Source organism: Mycobacterium leprae TN, from assembly GCF_000195855.1.
GTDB classification, from domain to species: domain Bacteria; phylum Actinomycetota; class Actinomycetes; order Mycobacteriales; family Mycobacteriaceae; genus Mycobacterium; species Mycobacterium leprae.
Window position 1 is genome coordinate 1406280 of record NC_002677.1, and the last position, 21441, is coordinate 1427720.

Consider the following 21441-nt stretch of genomic DNA (forward strand, 5'->3'; position numbering starts at 1 on the left):
GTACCTCCCCCGTTTGTGGGGAGGTACCCCAGCCGCCTGCGGCGCAAGCTGGCGTGCAGTAGACGCTGGACTAGCCTCAAGCCATGAGTGATCTTATTGAGCGTGTTCGTGAAGTGCTACCGTTGGTACGACGCGACCTTGAGAATTTGGTCCGGATCGAATCGGTGTGGGCCGATCCTGGCCGGCGGAATGAGGTGCACCGCAGCGCGCAAGTGGTCTTAGATCTGTTGTCGCAAGCGGGTTTTAACTTTGTGCGTATCGTCAGTGAGGGTGGTGCGCCGGCCGTCATTGCTCGGTATCCGGCCCCACTGGGAACGCCCACCGTTTTGCTGTATGCCCACCATGACGTTCAGCCGGAAGGTGACCGCGACCAGTGGGCGTCGCCGCCTTTCGAGCCCACTGAACGCGACGGGCGAATCTACGGTCGCGGCAGCGCCGATGATAAAGCAGGCATTGCAACGCATTTAGCTGCGTTCCGGGCGCATGGTGGTCGACCGCCGGTGGGTGTGACAGTCTTCGTGGAGGGCGAAGAAGAATCCGGATCGCCGTCGCTGGGCAGGTTGCTGGCCGCCCACCGCGATGCGCTGGCTGCTGACGTGATCATAATTGCCGACTCGGATAACTGGAGTACCGATGTCCCTGCGCTGACGGTGTCACTGCGTGGCTTAGTCGACTGCGTCGTTGAGGTCGCCACACTTGACCACGGGCTGCATTCCGGATTGTGGGGTGGCGTGGTTCCTGACGCGCTGAGTGTGCTGATGCGGCTGCTGGCCAGCCTGCACGACGACGACGGCAACGTTGCCGTGGCGGGTCTGCATGAAAGTACTACTGCTGCAGACGTGAACTATCCGCACGAGCGAGTACGGGCTGACTCTGGCTTGTTGGATGGGGTGTCAGAAATAGGCTCGGGTTCAGTGCCGCAGCGGCTATGGGCCAAACCGGCGATCACTGTGATTGGTATCGACACCACATCCGTTGCCGCAGCCTCGAACATGCTGATCCCGCGGGCCCGGGCCAAGATCAGCATGCGGATCGCGCCGGGCGGTGACGCTGCGGTGCACCTGGATGCGTTGACCGCGCATCTGCAGCGGTATGCTCCGTGGGGTGCCCAAGTCAGCGTTATCCGCGGCGAGGTCAGCCAACCGTACGCCATCGAGGCCAGCGGCGGAGTTTATGACACCGCGCGGACAGCGTTCCGGCAGGCGTGGGGTGCTGATCCGACCGATATGGGGATGGGTGGCTCGATCCCGTTCATCGCCGAGTTCGCCTCCGCGTTTCCGCAAGCGAAGATCCTGGTCACCGGTGTCGGAGACCCTGCAACGCAGGCTCACGGCGTTAACGAGAGCGTGCATTTGGGTGTGTTAGAACGCGCGGCGGTCGCTGAAGCGCTGTTGTTGGCCAACTTGGCCTGAGTGGCGTCAAAAATCGTGCGGTTCCCGGGCTCTGCTGTCTTGTGTCTGTGGCGGTGAGTTGTTCGGTTGGTTTCATAGGTGGTGGGTGAAATGGCTGTTTTTGCGTTTTATGACTGGCCGATATGTTCGGTAGTCGTGGGGGGCAGCCCGGAATCCTGTTGACGTGTTTTGCTGTGTTGCGGGGTTTTTGTTGATGGGTGGCTGACTGCCTGCTTTCGATGAGGCTTCGTGTGCTTTGCCGCAGTGGACACGATTAGCGCGGCGCACGTAAGCATGTCGGTGGTGGATGCTGCTTGGTCTACATGTTGATGATGCCAGGGGCTGGGCACCTGGGCTGTGCTGAAGGCGATATCGATGCAGGCGTGAGTGTGAGGATAGTTGTTAGCGCCGCGGGGTAGGGGCGTTTTAGTGTGCATGTCATGGCCTTGAGGTGTCGGCGTGGTCAATGTGGCCGCACCTGAACAGGCACGTCCCCGTGCACGGTATAACTATTCGCACCTGATGTTATCCCTTGCACCATTTCTGCCGCTGGTATCGGTGTCGGCGGCTTGTTGACCGGCCCTCAGCCAGCAAGCAGGCATGCCGCCGGGTGCAGCAGTATCGTGTTAGTGAACAGTGCATCGATGATCCGGCCGTCGGCGGCACATACGGCAACCTTCTAGCGCAGATCAACCACCCACACCCCACCAGCCCACCACAACACCACCACCCAAGGCCTCAATCACCCCAACAATGCCCCGTCCGATGCTGACTCGCACAGGTCGCTGCGGTGCTGTGGCCCGTGTGTCGAACTCATTGGCGTGGTCGGCAACCGGCTTGGACGCCACGCGTTGCTTGATCCGGTGCGCCGCTGGCGCAAAATGGATACTGGTGTAGTGGCTACGCAATTCGTGTGGTGATTAAACAACTAAACGAATGATGCGTCTGTGTCCCAGTGCGCCGTGGAATTCCCACTAAGTTGCGGTCTTCAGCGACGCTGATAAAAATGCGGATTTCATCGCTTTTACATAGATAGGTAATTGATTTGTGGACTATCGGCTTACTCGGGAACAGAACCGTAAATTGGGTTCCGTGCTTAAGTAGATTCACCTGTATGAAACTTACCCCATCATCTCACCATCGTTGCAGATCTTGAAGTGCCAACTGTCTACCTGGGAGTTGGCAAGAGCAGAAATCGGAGGAATGCCGAATAGAGTAGTGTAGGAGGGTACTCTAAATTGTCCTGGCCGACTACATTAGCGTCAGCTCCGATGCGCGGTCCAGCGGCATGTCCGCGACGTCTTGATCGGAGTTTAACGACATCTGTGTATCTTACGGAAAGACGATCCGGTGGCAGGGATCTTAATCGGAACAAAGCCGGTTAACCACCTCGTTGTCGTGAAGTAAGCTAAATTGCGGCGAGTATCGCTTGGGGTGATCGTGTAATACGTTTCGGCTCCGGTAGTTTTCTGTTCAGCCACGGCGGAGATCGTGAACACTCCGCCGCAGAATTGTGTGTTCGTCGATAAGCAAGTAGATGCGAACGCAACTATTTGCTGCTCGTCCATAAACTGCACGCCCATGATTTCGCAGTGCGCCGAGGTGTAGTCGAGTGACAGAGGGAATTCGGGAAGGGCTCTCTCGGTAACCTCGAAGAATTTGGCCCACTCGCCTTATCGCGGGGGGATCTATGGTGCGGATGGATGTGTGCTGACGCTGCTCGGATGCAGTAACCGTGATAGCTGCCCACCTTTGCCAGCTGGAATGGCGCTCCGTCTCTAAACCATAGGGCGTCTCTAAACCATAGGGCGATGTACATAATCTTAACATCATGTGAATTTCTGCGAACGCTACGCCGATGACCATAGCGTAGCAATGGAGATGGTCAGTCTTCAAAGAGGCAGGTGAGGTGATCGGCGTGCGGAATGATCGAGAACTGGAAGCAAGCCCACTGCAGCCGGTTTGGGGTAGCCGACAGGTGATTTCGCCATTCGCTTGAATCATTTAGCTAGTCATGTCTAATTGGGACAAACTGGAGATCGCTGGGATTGCTGATCATCCGCCACATGAAGTAGTTGGTGGCAGTATGCTCGAACCAACTGCGGTAGGTATCATGGCAACCCAGGTGTGCATTGATTGACGTGCGTAATGGTACGGATATCGTATATCGTAGTGAACTGGCATGTCCCAGGAAGAAATAAGCATCCGTGACTTTCTCACAGACCGCGGGCGGCATATGGGTGATAGTTACGAAGGTGTATGGGCGTGTATATAGAGCTGGCTGGGACGGTGTTCACCAGTGCTTGGTTGGCTTTACCGATCGTTACGGGGGACGGTTGTCAGGACACGAGCGAGTCCAGTTGTGGCATGTATTCCTGAAGTGGAACAACCTTCACTTCCCCCTACTGTGATCACTTTTCTCCAAGTCGCTCAGCGATTGCATTTCGCCCGACGGCCGCTACGTCATCGCAACTTCAATGGTTGCTAGCGGTGTGCACAGAAAGCAGGTTTTGAACTGCGATCTTTGCCTAACACAATTGTCGTGATAACGTCTTTATCACGCCGACGGTCCTGTCGATAGCAATTGAGGCAGAGTTCGGTGCCAGCGGCTAGTTGATAACAAATATGGATCGTGATCGCGTGGTAGGTACTATATCCTCTTACCTGTTTAGTTGTTTAGTGGTCGTGCGCAAAAAGCGAAACCCGATCAGTCGGTGCAGGGCTTTCGTACCATCGCTGTATGTGCTGGTTTCTCCAGCTAGTGACCTTCGTTAGCTATGACTGAACTTAGGCGATGTAGTGGTGGTTGGATTCGCCGTTTCTGCAGCATTTACTTTATCCTGGTCTCACCTCCTTGCGGCTTGCGGTGCCACAACCCGCGCGGATCAGTAGAATCGTCGCTAACGGCGTCGATCCGGCCATCACCGGTTAGCCTTCGGAAGAATAGCGCTACGTCCTAGTAGAAGCCCAGTAAAACCGAACGGGTGGGCCCGTCACAGCCTCGAATGAGTGGCCGTGCGTTCGCGTGCGGCAAGCGGGGTGGTACCGCGGCGCTCGCGCACCTAGCGCGTCGTCGTCCCCGTGTCTACTTGTGTTAAGTGGCCCAGGAGACGTATGACTAACAGCGCCTACCCGCGCACTGATCTGGGCGCCGACCAGCGCGGCGGGTCCCCAAATTTTCCTGCGCTGGAAGCCCAGGTCCTCGATTATTGGTCCAACGACGATACTTTTCGGGCCAGCATTGCCCGTTGTGACGACGCCCCCGAGTACGTGTTCTATGACGGACCTCCCTTCGCTAATGGCCTGCCACATTATGGGCATCTGCTCACCGGCTATGTGAAGGACATCGTTCCGCGTTACCGCACCATGTGTGGCTATAAAGTAGAGCGCCGCTTTGGTTGGGACACGCACGGGCTGCCTGCTGAACTCGAAGTCGAGCGGCAGCTGGGTATCACCGACAAATCCCAGATCGACGCCATGGGAATTGCCGCGTTCAACGAAGCATGTCGCAAATCGGTGTTGCGCTACACGGAAGAATGGCAGGCGTATGTAACCCGCCAGGCACGCTGGGTCGACTTCGATAACGATTACAAGACACTCGATCTGTCTTACATGGAGTCTGTGATCTGGGCGTTTAAACAGCTGTGGGACAAGGGTTTGGCTTACGAGAGCTATCGGGTGTTGCCGTACTGCTGGCGCGACGAAACCCCGCTATCCAACCACGAACTGCGGATGGACGACGACGTCTATCAAAGCCGCCAGGATCCGGCGGTCACGCTGGGCTTCAAGGTGCTGGGGGGTGACGATGAGGACCTAGTTGGTGCTTATCTTTTGGTGTGGACGACGACGCCCTGGACTTTACCGTCGAACCTGGCCGTTGCCGTCCATCCGGATGTAACCTATGTCGATGTCAGGGCAGGCGATCGCCGTTTCGTTTTGGCACAGGCGCGTCTGACCGCCTATGCTCGAGAGCTAGGCGACGAACCTGAGGTGCTTGCCACCTATCGTGGCGCCGATCTGCTGGGCAGGCACTATCTGCCGCCGTTCCAGTATTTCTACGAGTCTGCTAGAAATGCATTTCAGGTGCTCCCAGGAGACTTCGTGACTACTGATGACGGCACTGGTATCGTCCATATCGCGCCTGCCTACGGCGAAGATGATATGGCGACCGCCGATAAGGTTGGCATCGTTCCGGTCACGCCGGTTGACTCTAACGGTTGTTTTGACGCCACCGTGCCCGATTACCAGGGGCAACACGTCTTTGAGGCCAACGCCCAGATCATCCGCGATCTGAAGAACCAGAGTGGCTCGGCGGCGGTGAACGGCGCGGTGTTGCTTCGTCACGAAACCTATGAGCACCCATACCCGCATTGCTGGCGATGTCGCAATCCGCTGATCTACCGTGCGGTGTCGTCATGGTTTGTCGCTGTGACGGAATTCCGGGACCGCATGGTGGAACTGAACCAACAGATCACCTGGTATCCTGAGCACGTCAAGGACGGTCAGTTTGGTAAGTGGTTGCAGGGTGCCCGCGATTGGTCTATCTCACGAAACCGCTACTGGGGCACCCCAATCCCAGTGTGGAAATCGGATGATCCCGATTACCCAAGAATCGATGTATACGGCAGCTTGGATGAGCTGGAGCGCGATTTCGGGGTGCGTCCCACGAATCTACATCGCCCCTACATCGACGAGCTCACCCGACCCAACCCTGACGATCCCACCGGCCTTAGCACCATGCGACGGATCCCGGATGTTTTTGATGTGTGGTTCGACTCGGGTTCTATGCCATATGCTCAGGTGCACTACCCGTTTGAAAACGATGACTGGTTCGACGGGTTCGATTCCGCTGATTCTGACAAGCAGGTCGACGCGCACTATCCTGGCGATTTCATCGTCGAGTACATCGGTCAGGCCCGCGGTTGGTTCTACACGCTACATGTGCTGGCCACTGCACTCTTTGATCGTCCGGCATTCAAAACCTGTATAGCGCATGGGGTTGTGCTGGGGTCTAACGGTCAGAAGATGAGCAAGTCGTTGCGCAACTACCCAGACGTTACTGAGATATTTGACCGCGACGGTTCCGATGCCATGCGGTGGTTTTTGATGGCCTCGCCGATCCTGCGTGGCGGCAACCTCATCATAACTGAACCCGGAATCCGCGAAGGCATGCGGCAGGTGCTGCTGCCGTTGTGGAACGCTTACAGTTTTTTGGCCCTTTACGCACCCAAAATCGGTACCTGGCATACGGATGTGTCGCATGTGTTGGACCGTTATATTCTGGCGAAGCTGGCGGTACTGCGTGATGATCTCAGTCAGGCGATGGAGGTCTGTGATATCTCTGGGGCCTGCGAACAGCTTCGCCAATTCACCGAGCCGCTAACGAATTGGTATTTGCGACGGTCGCGTGCGCGGTTCTGGGACGAAGATGTTGATGCTATCGATACCCTGCACACCGTGCTGGAAGTGACCGCCAGGTTGGCTGCACCACTTCTCCCGTTGATCACCGAGATTATTTGGCGCAGTGTCACTGGTGGGCGTTCGGTACACCTGACCGATTGGCCGCAAGCCAACCAGCTACCCGCCGACCCTGACCTGGTTGCTGTGATGGATCAGGTCCGACAAGTGTGTTCCGCAGCGTCATCGCTGCGCAAGGCTAAGAAGCTTCGGGTACGCCTTCCTCTACCGAAACTCGTTGTAGCAGTGTATAATTCACAGAGACTAAAGCCCTACATTGACTTAATCGGCGATGAGCTTAACGTCAAGCAGATAGAACTGACCGATGCTATTGACACCTACGGCCGATTTGAGTTCACCGTCAACGCTCGAGTGGCCGGGCCGCGATTGGGAAGGGATGTGCAGGCTGCCATCAAGGTGGTAAAGGCGGGAGAAGGGGTCGCCAACCCGGATGGCACCCTGACCGCCGGGCCCGTTGTGCTGCAACCTGACGAGTACAGTTCGCGGTTGGTGGCCGCTAACCCGGAATTTACCGCGGAGCTGCCCGACGGGTCCGGTCTTGTTGTGTTGGACGATACGGTGACTCCCGAACTGGAGGCCGAGGGCTGGGCCAAGGATCGGATCCGCGAACTACAGGAGTTGCGTAAGTTGATCGGGCTGGATGTTTCCGATCGTATCCGGGTGTTGATGTCGGTGCCGGCCGAGCGGGCTGACTGGGCGCGCGTCCATCGCGACTTCATCGCTAGGGAAATCCTGGCCACCAGCTTCGAGTTTGGCGAGCCGGCTGATTCGGTGGCTATCGGAGATGGCGTCCGAGTCAGCCTTTTAAAGGTCTAAGTCGAGATCAACGTTTTGCCGAGCAAGTTTGAGAACAGCCTTGCAAAACGTCGATCTCGACGCGAGAAAATCAGATGTAATCGCGTGCCAGCGCTGCGTGTCGTGTCGGACGTCGACATCATGAAATCCCGCTATGTGCAATCGATCCGGCGGCTCTTTCGGCGAGACATGATTGCAGATGTTGCAGCAGTTCAGGATATGGCAGAGTAGAGAAGTCAGGCTGTTGTTACCGGCGAAGACGCCGCCGGAGCGAAGCACCCGGAAGGTGTCTGCGAACAGCCGAGCTTGCTGCTTTGCGGTGTGGGACGTGATGCAGCATGTGTGAACGACACCACCTCGCTGAACTCGTCGTCCGGCAATCCGGTATCGGTGCCGTTTGCGTTGATGATGTTTGCCCGGTTGCCGTAGAGGTCCTGCAGTCTTTGGGCCATCGGCAGATCGATCTCGACGGCAGTGATTTTTGGTGTCTTGTCTACCAGCACCCGCAAAAATGCGCCATACCCCGACCTGATCCTCGAGGAGGTTATCGCCGAACTCCATGCCGGCGAGCACCCAAGGCAACAGCCGGCCTTCGATTTCCTTGGCCCAGTGGTCCGAAATTGCAGCACAACCTATGGCAGAGGTTCATGGGCATACCAAAGGACGTAGACCAATCACCTATGGCCCCCAAATGCTACTACTACCGGGTATGCGGTACCATTAAAAAAAAACCGTTCTTCGTTTCCATAGAACAACTTAACCGACCGACCCTGCTAGGGCGGCCGATGCTAGTGGGTGGTCGCTGGAGCGAATTATGGTAATGCAAGTGTTCAATGTTCGCTCGGCCAATGCCCGATGCACCAGCTCCGCTCGTTGGTCGCCGTGGCCGCGGTGGTGTTGCCGTCGCGTGGTGTGATGTATGTGGTAGCCAGTCGTTGGGTCATCGGCGTGCTGCGCAGTATTTTGTGTCTGGTCGGGCAACTGTGCGTTTGACGAGGCGTTCGCCTAGCTGCCTCCAACTTGTCGGGGTGTCAGCCTCCGATGTCGAAGTGCTCTTTGCGGCCACGGGTGTGAGACGAGACTGGCTTGATCGCCTTGGTCGGTGCCGGATCGGGAAAGTCGATTGCCAAGATTATCTCTGGTCCGGTAAAACCGACGGCATTAGGGTTAGTTTGTCGCGTAGATGAGCAGCGATTGTTTGGGGGGAGTTGCCTGTGCGTCGACTGTGGGGCATCAGCCCGGTCGCAGAAGATTAAGCTGAATCGACTTAGCATCGAGACGATCGGGCAGTTCGCTGCGCTGACTGACTCCGAAGCGGCTAACATTCTGGGTGCGACAATTGCGCCTACGCTGTACCGGCTAGCTCGTGGCATCAACGACCGACTGGTCACCGAGCGTGCCGAAGCAAAGCAGATCAGCTCTGAGTCCACCTTTGTGATCAATCTGACCAGCCTGGAGCAGTTATGTGAGGCGTTCGAGCCGATCGCCTCACATGTGTACATGACTACTGCGCGACAGCCGCGGCGCGCATTATCGTCACGGTGAAGCGCAAGAAATCAGACATGAGCACACTGATGCGGTTGGCGATGTCACTCTAACATGACGACCGAAACCAGTGCGTTAATTGCGATGGCTCGCTTGCTGTTGCTATATCCACGTCCGCTCGGGACTACTCTGCCTTTCTCAGTGTGGGGTTTTCGGGATTGAACGGTGTGCGTCAGGGAGGTCTGTTATCGGACGTGAGATTGTCGGCTCAGCTTTTCGGAGGCTGTGATTATTCCGTTTGGCATCCCTGCCGGCCAGCAGGCCATCCTGTGCACAACCGTGTGGCTTGATAGATTGGCAAAACGACATCAAGCATCGTGACCTTGGGCACGGCTGAATTCAGGACGTGGGCTACGTCGTGGTAACTGTGCGGGTGTGAGACCTGCGGCTCGGGTCCGGGGCCAGCCCAGACATTCACCGTCGACACCTGCGATGTCGTTAAAGTCAACCCGCTTGACAGTCTCGACTGGTCGGACTATCTCGACTGGTCGGACTATATAGTCAAGTGGTGGGTCGAGGATTCGGTGGGTACGTTAGCCCCAGCGTTCGATGACGTCAGCGATCGGTAGGTTTGCGGCCAGCGCAGCCATCAACAGCACCCGGACCTGCGAGGGTCGTAGCCATGGCACCAGCACCGCGCCGGCTTCTACCAGGTCGTGGCCAGGACCGTAGCCTGCGCTGACATGGCCTTCGGGCACGCGGGTGGACACCGCGATCACGATCCCATTGTGGCAATGGCGGCGTACCCCGTCGACTACCGCGGCCCCGGCATTGCCCGAGCCCAGTGCCTCCAGGACGATGCCACGCGCTCCGGTGGACACATAAGCGTCCAACGCCACCGAATCACTGCCCAAGTATGCCGCGACAATATCGACTCGCGGTGCATCGGCGGCGCACAGGTCCCCGAGATACGGGCGGGTCTTGGCTGCTGTCAGCGCAAAACCGCTGGAGCTGGTGCCGAGCAACTCGCCGGCGAAGCCGCTCAGATCCTGCGTAGCTGCCTTGCGTAGGCCTAACGGTTGTAATACCCGGCCGGCGAAAGACACCAGTACGCCCACGCCGCGAGCGGCCGGACTAGCCGCCACCGCAAGTGCTTCGCGCAGATTGGTCGGACCGTCTGCATTGGGAGCGTCGGCGCTGCGCATGGCGCCGGTCAAGACTACTGGGACGTTCCCCGCGTAGGTGAGGTCCAGCCACAGTGCGGTCTCTTCCATGGTGTCGGTCCCGTGGGTGACGACCACACCCCTGGCGCCGTTTCTGGTCGCTGTGTGCACTGCAGCGCGAATCCGATCCCAATCGGTCGGTATCAGCTGTGAGCTGTCGACAGTCATCAGGTCCACCACGTCGACATCGACGGCCACGTGTGCGGTCAGTTCCGTTCCGCTGTAGGCGGGGCGGCGCACCCCATCGTGGTCGGTACTGGTCGATATGGTACCTCCAGTGGCGATGACGGTGAGGCGGCTCATGGTGGGATCATCCTGCACGATTGGTCGGTCCGTATCGATCGCGGGGGTCGGTAGGACAGTATTACCCTTGGGGGATGATGGGTAGAGTGCCTGACGGACCAACAGGATTGGCTGCGTTGGTGCCTTCAGTTGAGGAAGCTCAAGCTATGCTGCCTCCGCGGCGGCTGCGTCTGCTGTTGTCGATCGCGGCGGTTGTGCTGACGCTGGACATTGTCACGAAGGTGCTCGCCGTCAAGTTTTTGCTTCCTGGGAAGTCGGTGTCGATCATCGGTGACACGGTGACCTGGACTTTGGTGCGAAATTCGGGAGCAGCCTTCTCGATGGCGACCGGATACACTTGGGTGTTGACGCTGATCGCGACGGGTGTGGTGATTGGGATCTTCTGGATGGGGCGGCGGCTGGTGTCGTCTTGGTGGGCGTTGGGTCTTGGTATGATCCTTGGTGGTGCGATGGGTAACTTGGTCGATCGCTTCTTCCGCGCGCCCGCGCCGCTTCGGGGACATGTCGTCGATTTTTTGTCGATCGGCTGGTGGCCAGTGTTCAATGTTGCCGATCCATCGGTGGTGGTCGGTGCCATCCTGCTGGTCGTCCTGTCAATCTTTGGCTTTGACTTCGACACTGTAGGTCGGCGTAAAGCCGAGTTCGACATTGCAGGTCAGCGGAAGGCTGAACAGCGTTGATGGCCGGAAGCGACGATGAAGAGGGCAGAAATGCGGTGGGGAGGTGCCCCCCACAGGTGGGTGTGGGCGCCCCACTTTGGGGGCGTGCCTCAATTGTTTGCGGGGAAGAGTAGCGCTTGTGACGGACCGTTCTATGCCCATACCGGAGGGACTCGCGGGCATGCGTGTTGATGCTGGGCTGGCGCGCCTGCTGGGCCTGTCTCGAACTGCCGTAGCTGCTCTCGCCGAAGATGGCGGTGTCGAGTTGGATGGCGTGCAGGCGGGAAAGTCCGATCGGCTGACGTCGGGTGCCTGGCTGCAGGTACGCTTGTGCGAGGCACCGGCGCCGTTGGAGAACACTCCGGTCGACATCGAGGACATGACGATCCTGTATTCCGACGACGATATCGTCGCAGTTGACAAGCCGGCAGCGGTGGCGGCGCATGCATCAGTAGGCTGGGCCGGGCCGACGGTGCTCGGTGGCCTGGCTGCTGCCGGCTACCGGATCACCACATCGGGTGTGCCTGAGCGCCAAGGCATTGTGCATCGCCTCGACGTCGGCACCTCGGGTGTGATGTTGGTGGCGATCTCCGAGCGCGCCTACACAGTGCTCAAGCGGGCGTTCAAATGCCGGACGGTCGACAAGCGCTACCATGCGCTGGTGCAGGGCCACCCGGACCCGTCCAGCGGAACGATCGACGCGCCGATTGGCCGACACCGTGGCCACACCTGGAAGTTCGCAGTCACCAAAGACGGTCGGCACAGTATCACCCACTACGATACCCTGGAAGCCTTCGTCGCCGCGAGCCTGCTAGACGTTCATCTGGAAACCGGGCGCACCCACCAGATCCGAGCGCATTTTGCCGAATTGCATCGGCCATGCTGCGGCGACCTCGTTTATGGGGCCGACCCGAAGCTGGCGAAAAGACTTGGTCTAGAACGTCAATGGCTGCACGCTCGGTCGTTGTCATTCGCCCATCCGGCCGACGGCAGGCGGGTCGAGATCGTTAGCTCCTACCCACCCGATCTGCAGCACGCACTGGATGTGCTGCGCGCTGAAAGCTGACTGGCACCAACGTTCAGTCAGGTTTGCAGGTATCGACGAGGACTCGCGTCAAGTTCGCGACGAACGGCCCGTCGGCCTCAATGCGTTCATGAAGTTCCCACAGCCGGTTGCGATAGCGGTCCACAGTTAAAGTCAGGCACCGTCTAAATAATCTTACGGAGTAAGTAGATACTGGCGCCGATGTCGAAACTCGACTCGTAGCCGCTTCATGCGTAGATTCACGCTACTGTAGGCCAACCGGCTTGTGTTTGCGTACTTACGAGGCTGGGGTGATACTCGGCCCATTTTTCGGGTTGCGGTCCGCTGAAGTACTCGATTAGTTCGAACATCGTTGCGGGTCTGATTTGCTACGCAAAGTAGGTGCCGCCCGGTCGGAGCATCTGAACGATCTCGGTCCACCACACGGAGATCGGATGACGGGAGGTCATCAGGTCAAACGCTCCTTAGGTGTGGGGGCGGCGTCGCGCCAGACTAAAACCTCGACGCTGCCGGTGTGCAGTGCTAACGTGGCCTATACGCTAGCCAAATGTTGATTCAAAGCCCGTTGATAGCCTCAGGACGGTCTTTGCTCCGTCGCATGGGGCCCTTGTACAGGGTACAGCAAAGAAAATTCCCAGCTCTCGACGGATACCGAATCAGCTTTTGCCGCCAGCTCTTTTCGCATGTGCATCGCATGGCAGACATTCTCAGCTAAATGGACCGGACCGTTGCCGGTATGCCCAGATATCGATTTAGCATCGCCTCGATGCGTACATTTGTTGGCCGGGGATGGCGAACCTGGAACTCGTTGATCGGGCGTTGCGGCGTCGTATAGACTAACTTGTTGCCGTTGAAATCAAGCCTGACCTCGCCTTGGTACTCTCAATATTCAATGCCTTGGTGTCTACCGGGCGTCACTGCCGGATGGTGGGATAAACAGGATCGGCTGGTTGTCGTTCTAGTCGAGCACGGCGGTAGGCTAGTTGAACTGGTTGTAGAACTGTGCGGTCAACGACTCGGATCCGTGAAGGGCAGTGGCACGTGATCACCGTTGGTACCGTGGTAGCTGGGTTAGCGATTGCTAGCTGGACCAGCTGGATCTGATAGGCCTCTACCACGCAGGTGGATATATCGGCGTTTTGTGCGGAGCCCTATCGCGGACCGTGGACCAACGGTTTTGTGGCTGGTTGTCAGGGTGGTTTGGTCCGCGTCAGGACGGGCCGGTGCCTGGCTAATAGGCGGTCTGCAGCCGGTGGTCGAGCCCGGTCAGGCCTGGGCTGTAGTGGTTTCGCCCGATACTACGTCGTCACTACGTCGTCGGGGAGGGCAGTGGATCCGATGCCCCTGAGTGTCTCCGGCACAGAGTCTTAGCGGGGATTCCGACGGCTGTGAGTGCGGTCGCTCAAGTGTCTTGCCGCGAGAGTGGAAGTGATACTATGGTGACTCCTCGCCCTGTATACACCTGATTGCATCGACGTATCGTTCTAGAACTCAGGCCTGCCGAGAGTTGCCGCGATAAATTCAGCCTGTTTATCCCTTACGATGGCTCATTAATTCGTTCCGGTGAAAACGTGGGCACAGAAATCCTAAACGACAATTTCATCGTCTCGTATCCGCCAATCCTATCGGAGATTCTGACGGGCTCGCGTTTGTGGAATTGTGACGAAATTCCCATAGGGGCAGCCGGGAACTGCGATGTTCTGTGTACGTTAGCATCTGATCATGTCCACATTATGTATTGTTTAACAATCTGTTTTCCCGTTATCAGCCATAAATTTTGTCGTCTGTGCGGCGCCTGGGCTGGGTAACATGACGACGATCTTCATCGATTCATTCAGTGATGTTCTCGGGTGGGCATGGTTACCCGGCTCGCATCACCCACGTCGTCCAGTGAGGTGGCCCTGGTCGGCGACCGGGGCAGCTGCGGTCCGAGTGCGAACATCGCTAGGAGCGACGATCGATGAATTTTGGCGACCTTACGAACCTCGCCGAAAAGCCGTTGGCGGCAATGTCCCATGTCGTCAACACCTCTAATTCCGCGGGGCGATACCCCTGTTCTATCTGCGGAACCTGCTTGATATGGTTCAGCGCCGCAAATGCGGCGAAGCGGTCGGTCGCAAGACCTGTCCTCATCACCGGAAGGTTGTCGGTTGTACGGTGCGGTAGCGGCCAAAATCGCAGCCGCAGGTGGCACGGTGGTGCTGGTCGCGTGCACCCTGGAGAACCTCGAAAAAGTAGCCTCGGAGAGTCGAGTTAGTCATCGCGGTGCTGTCCATGTGTAACCGAGCGACTTTTCCGACGTAGATGCTATCGCCGCTATGGCCGACCAGCTGCTCGCTGATCTAGGCGGCGTCGACATGCTGATCAATAATGCTGGGCACTCGATTCGGTGGTCGTTGACGCTGTCTTACGATCGGATTCATGGCTGTCAGCGCACGATGCAGTTAGAATTGCCTGAGGACGGTTCAAATTCATCCCTGGGATGCGGGAACCTGGTATTCAGGCAGATTGTCAACGTTTTGTCGGTTGTGGTATGCTGCGCTTGGGTGCCTGCATCGCTAGCAACGCTGTGCTGGGCAGCCTGTGCGGTGTGATGGAAGCCGAGATAATGAACAACAACGTTCGATTCACCGCTGTACACATGGCGTTGGTGCGTACGCTGATGATCAGACCGATCAACCTGTAGGATTAAGTTCCCGATGCTAACTTGAGAGCAGGTAACCTACGTGATCCTGCGCCGGCCTCGGTGGGTCCGCTCAACGTTCGCCCGTTGCCGATGCGGTTAACCTTGCGGGTGATGGACCGGTTACGCAACGGCGTGTTTGGTACGTTCACCTACTCTGCCGCCAAGGACTGCTAATCTGCCGTTAGCACAGCGAAGGTCGAGGAGTTCGATAAGCGAAGCGAAACATTGGTCCAAGTGAGTCGTGGGGTGCATTTTGGTGACGTCATCAACTTTCCGGAGTCGAACAATGGGACAACCTTCGTCATCACCGATCCCTCCTGAGACATCAGGGTCGAACTCCCTTGTGGCTTGGCCCGCAGCGGTTTTCCACTGCTGTTCATCGGTGTGGTGATGTAGACTGCCTCGGAGAGTTTGCCAACGAAGTAGACCAGGGATACTGCTCCCGCAGTTGAGGTCATGCCTCTAGACCTCGGCTACCCCATGATCGCGCAAAGTTGGCGGACCGGCTTCGCTACTAACCGATCGGCGGTTTGTGCATACAGTGCCCGCCTTTGGCACCAGCGGGCTATTGTGCACGTTTCCACTTGAACGCGAGAGCGGAGAGGTGACTCTCAACTCGATCGTGTTGATGGAACTGACGCATGTGGTGTTGCCGGGCATGGTTGAGCGCTGCTCCGGTGCGGTCATGAACATCGCATCGATGGTCGGTTGCCAGTTGATTCCCCACATGGTGGTTTATGCAGCCACCAAGGCCGTTGTCCCAGATATTCGCGTAGACTATTCACAAGGAGTTGCACGGTATAATGGGCATCGGTCAAGGTTTTGTGCTCGGCTCTGGTTCCGACCGAATGGGCCGAGATCGCCAATACCGAACGATTCAGTATTCTCCGTTGTCCAGGTGCAACCGCAGAACTTTACATGAAGTCGTGAGCGGCGGGTGCTGGACGGTCAGAGCAGAGTGGCGCTCAAATTGTCAGCACTAGCGGCAGATACGTATCGCGTTGCCTGCGATCCGTATCGGTAACCGATTGCGTGTCGGGTAGGTCGCTAACTGGCGTGGATTCGGTTCCGTGCGATTTCGCGTGGGCTATTTAGGCCAGGATGATTAGCGTGGCTTGTGCTTGGTGTTATGTGTCGGCGTCGCCGCGGCTAGGCTCAGGTGGTGGCTGTTAAGTTGACATGACCGCCGATGTGTCGATGACTCCTCAGGACTCCTGGGACCATATTTCGGATCTGTCGGAGCTGGGCGATTGGCTTGTCATGAATGAAGGGGTGGCGTAGCGAGCTTCGTTAGGAGCTGACTGTAGGCACCCAAATGTGAGCGTGTGGGGCGCATGCCAAGGGCATGCGCAACCGGGTGATCTGGACAATCACGATATGGGACCTGCCCAATAAGTTGGCATTCTCAGTATCCTGGAAAGGGCGGCACCAAGTACGGCGTCACAGTTCACTGTGCGGTACAAAAACGACTGATCCACGTTTGGCTTGCACCTTGAGTGCGCCGGTCCTGCGCTGTTCGGTTCGCTAGAGTCCGCGGCGGCACGCGTGGTCAAAGGGTACGTAGAGAAATCGCTTAAGCAGTTTGTGAAGTTGTATGCCTGACGAGGATCGAACACATGCGGCGACATGCCGAGATACCGTCAGTCGTCGGTCATAGACTGGCGTCTCTATGAACCAGTCTTCCTTCGTTCACCTGCATAACCACACCGAGTACTCGATGCTGGACGGTGCTGCGAAGATCACGCCCATGTTCGCCGAGGTCGAACGGCTACAGATGCCCGCGGTTGGCATGACCGATCACGGAAACATGTTCGGTGCGAGCGAGTTTTACAATACGGCCATCAAAGCCGGAATCAAGCCGATTATCGGTGTGGAAGCTTACATCGCTCCTGGATCCCGTTTTGACACCCGGCGCATTACCTGGGGTGACCCCAGCCAGAAGGCTGACGATGTCTCGGCGGGTGGTGCTTACACGCACTTGACGATGGTGGCAGAGAATGCGGCAGGTCTGCGCAACCTGTTCAAGTTGTCTTCGCTGGCTTCGTTCGAGGGGCAGTTGAGCAAGTGGTCGCGAATGGATGCCGAGCTTATCGGTGAATATGCCGAGGGTATCATTGTAACTACTGGCTGCCCCTCCGGTGAGGTGCAGACCCGGCTTCGCCTCGGGCACGACCGGGAGGCGTTGGAATCGGCCGCCAAGTGGCGCGAGATCGTTGGCCCCGATAACTACTTTCTCGAGCTGATGGACCACGGCTTGTCTATCGAGCAACGTGTCCGCGAAGGACTGCTTAATATCGGCCGCAAGCTCAACATTCCTCCACTGGCCACCAACGACTGCCACTATGTCACCCGCGACGCTGTGCACAACCACGAGGCGTTGTTGTGTGTACAGACCGGCAAGACCTTGTCGGATCCGAACCGGTTCAAGTTCCACGGTGACGGCTATTATCTCAAGTCGGCTGCCGAGATGCGCCAGCTTTGGGACGACGAAGTTCCTGGGGCCTGCGACTCCACGCTGCTGATCGCCGAGCGGGTGCAGTCCTACGCCGATGTGTGGGAACCGCGCAATCGGATGCCTGTCTTCCCTGTTCCCGTGGGACACGACCAGGCGTCTTGGCTACGTCACGAGGTGGATGCCGGCCTCAAGCGCCGATTCCCCGATGGCCCACCCAACGGATATGTCGAACGGGCGGCCTACGAGATCGACGTCATTTGTGACAAGGGTTTTCCTGCCTACTTTCTGATCGTTGCAGACCTGGTCAACCATGCCCGGTCTGTCGGGATCCGCGTGGGCCCGGGCCGCGGTTCGGCAGCCGGGTCGCTTGCCGCCTATGCCCTGGGGATCACTGACATCGACCCGATACCGCACGGTCTGCTGTTCGAGCGGTTTCTCAACCCGGAACGCACCTCGATGCCTGACATTGATATCGACTTCGACGACCGTCGCCGCGGTGAGATGGTGCGCTACGCCGCCGACAAGTGGGGGCATGACAGAGTCGCTCAGGTCATCACTTTCGGTACCATTAAAACCAAAGCGGCGCTGAAGGATTCTGCGCGGATCCACTACGGGCAACCTGGTTTTGCTATGGCCGACCGTATCACCAAGGCATTACCGCCGGCCATAATGGCCAAAGACATCCCGTTGTCGGGAATCACCGATCCGGCCCACGAACGGTTCAAGGAAGCCGCCGAGGTCCGCAGCCTGATCGAAACTGATTCGGACGTGCGCATCATCTACCAGACTGCTCGCGGGCTGGAGGGTCTGATCCGCAACGCCGGCGTGCACGCATGCGCGGTGATCCTGAGTAGTGAGCCGTTGACCGAGGCGATCCCGCTGTGGAAGCGACCGCAGGACGGGGCCATCATCACCGGCTGGGACTACCCAGCATGCGAGGCCATCGGTCTGTTGAAGATGGACTTCCTGGGTCTACGTAACCTGACGATCATCGGCGATGCGATCGAAAACATTAAGACCAACAGGGGAATTGATCTCGATCTGGAATCCGTGCCACTGGACGACCAGGCCACCTACGAGCTGCTTGGCCGCGGTGACACCCTGGGTGTGTTTCAGCTCGACGGTGGGCCCATGCGCGACCTACTGCGTCGCATGCAACCGACCGGATTCGAAGACATCGTCGCGGTACTAGCGTTGTATCGGCCCGGACCGATGGGCATGAACGCGCACAACGACTACGCCGACCGCAAGAACAACCGGCAGGTAATCAAACCCATTCATCCCGAACTCGAGGAACCGCTGCGTGAGATCCTCGCTGAAACCTATGGACTCATCGTCTACCAAGAGCAGATCATGCGAATCGCGCAGAAGGTGGCCGGTTACTCTTTGGCCCGAGCGGACATTCTGCGTAAGGCGATGGGAAAAAAGAAGCGCGAGGTGCTGGAGAAGGAGTTCGAGGGTTTTTCGGAAGGTATGCAGGCCAACGGATTCTCGGTCCACGCCATCAAGGCGTTGTGGGACATCATCTTACCTTTCGCCGACTACGCATTCAACAAGTCTCACGCCGCTGGCTATGGCCTAATATCCTATTGGACCGCCTATCTCAAGGCCAACTTTGCTGGTGAATACATGGCGGGCCTGTTGACTTCGGTCGGCGACGATAAAGACAAGGCAGCTGTCTATCTGGCCGACTGCCGCAAGTTTGGCATCACGGTGCTGCCGCCGGACGTCAACGAGTCCGTCCTGGACTTCGCCTCGGTGGGTGCTGACATCCGCTACGGGTTGGGCGCGGTGCGCAATGTCGGTGCCAACGTGGTAGGTTCGTTGATCAAGACTCGCAATGCCAAGGGCAAATTTGCTGACTTCTCGGACTATCTGAACAAGATCGACATTACGTCCTGCAACAAGAAAGTCACTGAATCGCTGATCAAGGCAGGAGCCTTCGATTCGTTAGGGCATTCTCGCAAAGGTCTTTTCCTGGTCCACGCTGACGCTGTGGATTCGGTGCTAGGCACCAAGAAAGCGGAAGCGATCGGGCAGTTCGATCTGTTCGGCGGAACTGATGGCGGCACTGACGCGGTATTTACCATCAAAGTTCCTGACGACGAATGGGAGGATAAACACAAGCTGGCTCTGGAACGGGAGATGCTGGGCTTGTATGTGTCCGGGCATCCGCTCAACGGAGTGGCACACCTGTTGGCTGCTCAGGTAGACACCGCCATTCCGACGATTCTCGACGGTGGTGTCTCCAATGATACTCAGGTGCGGGTGGGTGGCATTCTGGCCGCGGTGAACCGGCGCGTCAACAAAAACGGAATTCCTTGGGCGTCAGCGCAATTAGATGATTTGACTGGAGGGATCGAGGTGATGTTCTTCCCGCACACATATTCCAGCTACGGCGCCGACATCATCGATGATGCTGTTGTGTTGGTTAATGCCAAGGTGGTGGTTCGTGATGACCGGATTGCGCTGATCGCTAATCAACTTGTTGTTCCTGACTTTTCCAACGTGCAAGAGGACCGGCCGCTGGCGGTTAGTTTGCTGACTCGGCAGTGCACGTTCGACAAGGTAAATGCACTCAAGCAAGTGCTGGCGCGCCACCCCGGCACATCGCAAGTCCATTTGCGGCTTATCAGCGGGGACCGAATCACTACGCTTGAACTAGACCAGTCGCTGCGGGTGACATCGTCGCCGGCGTTGATGGGAGACCTTAAGGCGCTGCTCGGTCCCGGGTGTTTGGGTGATTAGCAAACCGCAGTACTGGTGCTGTGTTGTGGGTGTTTTGTCGGTGGTGGGTGAAATGGCTGTTTTTGCGTTTTATGACTGGCCGATATGTTCGGTAGTCGTGGGGGGCAGCCCGGAATCCTGTTGACGTGTTTTGCTGTGTTGCGGGGTTTTTGTTGGTGGGTGGCTGACTGCCTGCTTTCGATGAGGCTTCGTGTGCTTTGCCGCAGTGGACACGATTAGCGCGGCGCACGTAAGCATGTCGGTGGTGGATGCTGCTTGGTCTACATGTTGATGATGCCAGGGGCTGGGCACCTGGGCTGTGCTGAAGGCGATATCGATGCAGGCGTGGGTGTGAGGATAGTTGTTAGCGCCGCGGGGTAGGGGCGTTTTAGTGTGCATGTCATGGCCTTGAGGTGTCGGCGTGGTCAATGTGGCCGCACCTGAACAGGCACGTCCCCGTGCACGGTATAACTATTCGCACCTGATGTTATCCCTTGCACCATTTCTGCCGCTGGTATCGGTGTCGGCGGCTTGTTGACCGGCCCTCAGCCAGCAAGCAGGCATGCCGCCGGGTGCAGCAGTATCGTGTTAGTGAACAGTGCATCGATGATCCGGCCGTCGGCGGCACATACGGCAACCTTCTAGCGCAGATCAACCACCCACACCCCACCAGCCCACCACAACACCACCACCCAAACCCAAACCAGCAAAAAATAACCACCAAATGACCATCACGACGACACCTTGAAGTCTAAACGGACAAGTTACTGGTTACTGGCCGGGCGCGGCGTCTGGCACCAGGGGCATATTGCGTCAGTACCGCCGGTTTCTCGATCGGGGGCAATTTGCCGATGAGATCAGCGTGACATCCGGCGTGTCAACTTAATCGCCGAATTGGCCAGAACCCACGATGGTGGTTTAGTCGCTGGAGTAGCTGAGAGATTGCTCTAGTGCTCTAGTGACTGGAAGGCTTTGAGAGCGCCTTGAGAACTAAACCGATTACGATGGCAACGGTTGGCACCACCAAGGCCGGCCGGAGCAGCACTGGTGGTCAACACCTCGACCAGCAGTAGCGTTACGAACCCTGCGATCACCGCGAGCAGTTTTTGCAGCGGCCAGGGCACATCCATAAAAAGCACCTCTGAGGTTTTGGCCGGGCCAGTAACAGATAAGGATACTCTATGGACTATTTTC

General features: G+C 57.6%; 10 protein-coding genes and 3 pseudogenes. 9 read left to right on the forward strand and 4 right to left on the reverse strand.

Going from position 1 to position 21441, the window contains the following annotated elements:
- Positions 1-83: 83 nt before the first annotated feature.
- The gene (locus ML_RS06005; protein ID WP_010908191.1) at positions 84-1412 is read left to right on the forward strand and encodes a dipeptidase; all 1329 of its coding nucleotides are present in this window, start codon (positions 84-86) and stop codon (positions 1410-1412) included.
- 668 nt (positions 1413-2080) lie between these two features.
- On the opposite strand, the gene ML_RS06015 is transcribed toward ML_RS06005, so the two are convergent.
- Positions 2081-2239 (reverse strand): hypothetical protein, encoded by a 159-nt coding sequence (locus ML_RS06015; RefSeq protein ID WP_164920143.1) that lies wholly within the window; start codon positions 2237-2239, stop codon positions 2081-2083.
- A gap of 2266 nt (positions 2240-4505) precedes the next feature.
- Between ML_RS06015 and ileS the strand changes: the two genes are divergently transcribed.
- Entirely contained in the window at positions 4506-7685 is a 3180-nt protein-coding gene (ileS, locus tag ML_RS06020) for an isoleucine--tRNA ligase (RefSeq protein ID WP_010908192.1), read from the forward strand.
- A gap of 215 nt (positions 7686-7900) precedes the next feature.
- On the opposite strand, the gene ML_RS17940 is transcribed toward ileS, so the two are convergent.
- The gene (locus tag ML_RS17940; RefSeq protein WP_306455887.1) at positions 7901-8173 is read right to left on the reverse strand and encodes a class I SAM-dependent methyltransferase; all 273 of its coding nucleotides are present in this window, start codon (positions 8171-8173) and stop codon (positions 7901-7903) included.
- Positions 8174-8519: 346 nt separating this feature from the next.
- Between ML_RS17940 and ML_RS19840 the strand changes: the two genes are divergently transcribed.
- Positions 8520-8657, forward strand: a complete 138-nt coding sequence (locus ML_RS19840; RefSeq protein ID WP_231846750.1) for a hypothetical protein — start codon at positions 8520-8522, stop codon at positions 8655-8657.
- A gap of 93 nt (positions 8658-8750) precedes the next feature.
- Positions 8751-9209, forward strand: coding sequence for a hypothetical protein (locus tag ML_RS19845; protein WP_231846751.1), 459 nt, complete (start codon positions 8751-8753; stop codon positions 9207-9209).
- A gap of 533 nt (positions 9210-9742) precedes the next feature.
- On the opposite strand, the gene ML_RS06035 is transcribed toward ML_RS19845, so the two are convergent.
- Positions 9743-10675 (reverse strand): asparaginase, encoded by a 933-nt coding sequence (locus ML_RS06035; protein WP_010908193.1) that lies wholly within the window; start codon positions 10673-10675, stop codon positions 9743-9745.
- A gap of 86 nt (positions 10676-10761) precedes the next feature.
- Between ML_RS06035 and lspA the strand changes: the two genes are divergently transcribed.
- Positions 10762-11355 (forward strand): signal peptidase II, encoded by a 594-nt coding sequence (gene lspA, locus ML_RS06040; protein WP_162618247.1) that lies wholly within the window; start codon positions 10762-10764, stop codon positions 11353-11355.
- A gap of 118 nt (positions 11356-11473) precedes the next feature.
- The gene (locus ML_RS06045; RefSeq protein ID WP_010908195.1) at positions 11474-12400 is read left to right on the forward strand and encodes an RluA family pseudouridine synthase; all 927 of its coding nucleotides are present in this window, start codon (positions 11474-11476) and stop codon (positions 12398-12400) included.
- A 13-nt stretch (positions 12401-12413) separates the two neighbouring features.
- Here the strand turns inward: ML_RS06045 and ML_RS18885 are convergent.
- Positions 12414-13070: pseudogene (locus tag ML_RS18885) on the reverse strand (SAM-dependent methyltransferase).
- A gap of 1269 nt (positions 13071-14339) precedes the next feature.
- On the opposite strand from ML_RS18885, the pseudogene ML_RS18890 reads away from it, so the two are divergent.
- The 3 genes and pseudogenes from ML_RS18890 to dnaE all read left to right on the forward strand — a co-directional run.
- Positions 14340-15320: pseudogene (locus tag ML_RS18890) on the forward strand (SDR family NAD(P)-dependent oxidoreductase); the annotation flags it as partial.
- A 69-nt stretch (positions 15321-15389) separates the two neighbouring features.
- Positions 15390-16108: pseudogene (locus ML_RS06055) on the forward strand (SDR family NAD(P)-dependent oxidoreductase).
- A 626-nt stretch (positions 16109-16734) separates the two neighbouring features.
- Positions 16735-20268 carry a DNA polymerase III subunit alpha gene (gene dnaE, locus ML_RS06060; protein ID WP_010908196.1) on the forward strand — a complete coding sequence of 1178 codons (3534 nt, stop codon included), beginning with the start codon at positions 16735-16737 and terminating at the stop codon, positions 20266-20268.
- Positions 20269-21441: the final 1173 nt, after the last annotated feature.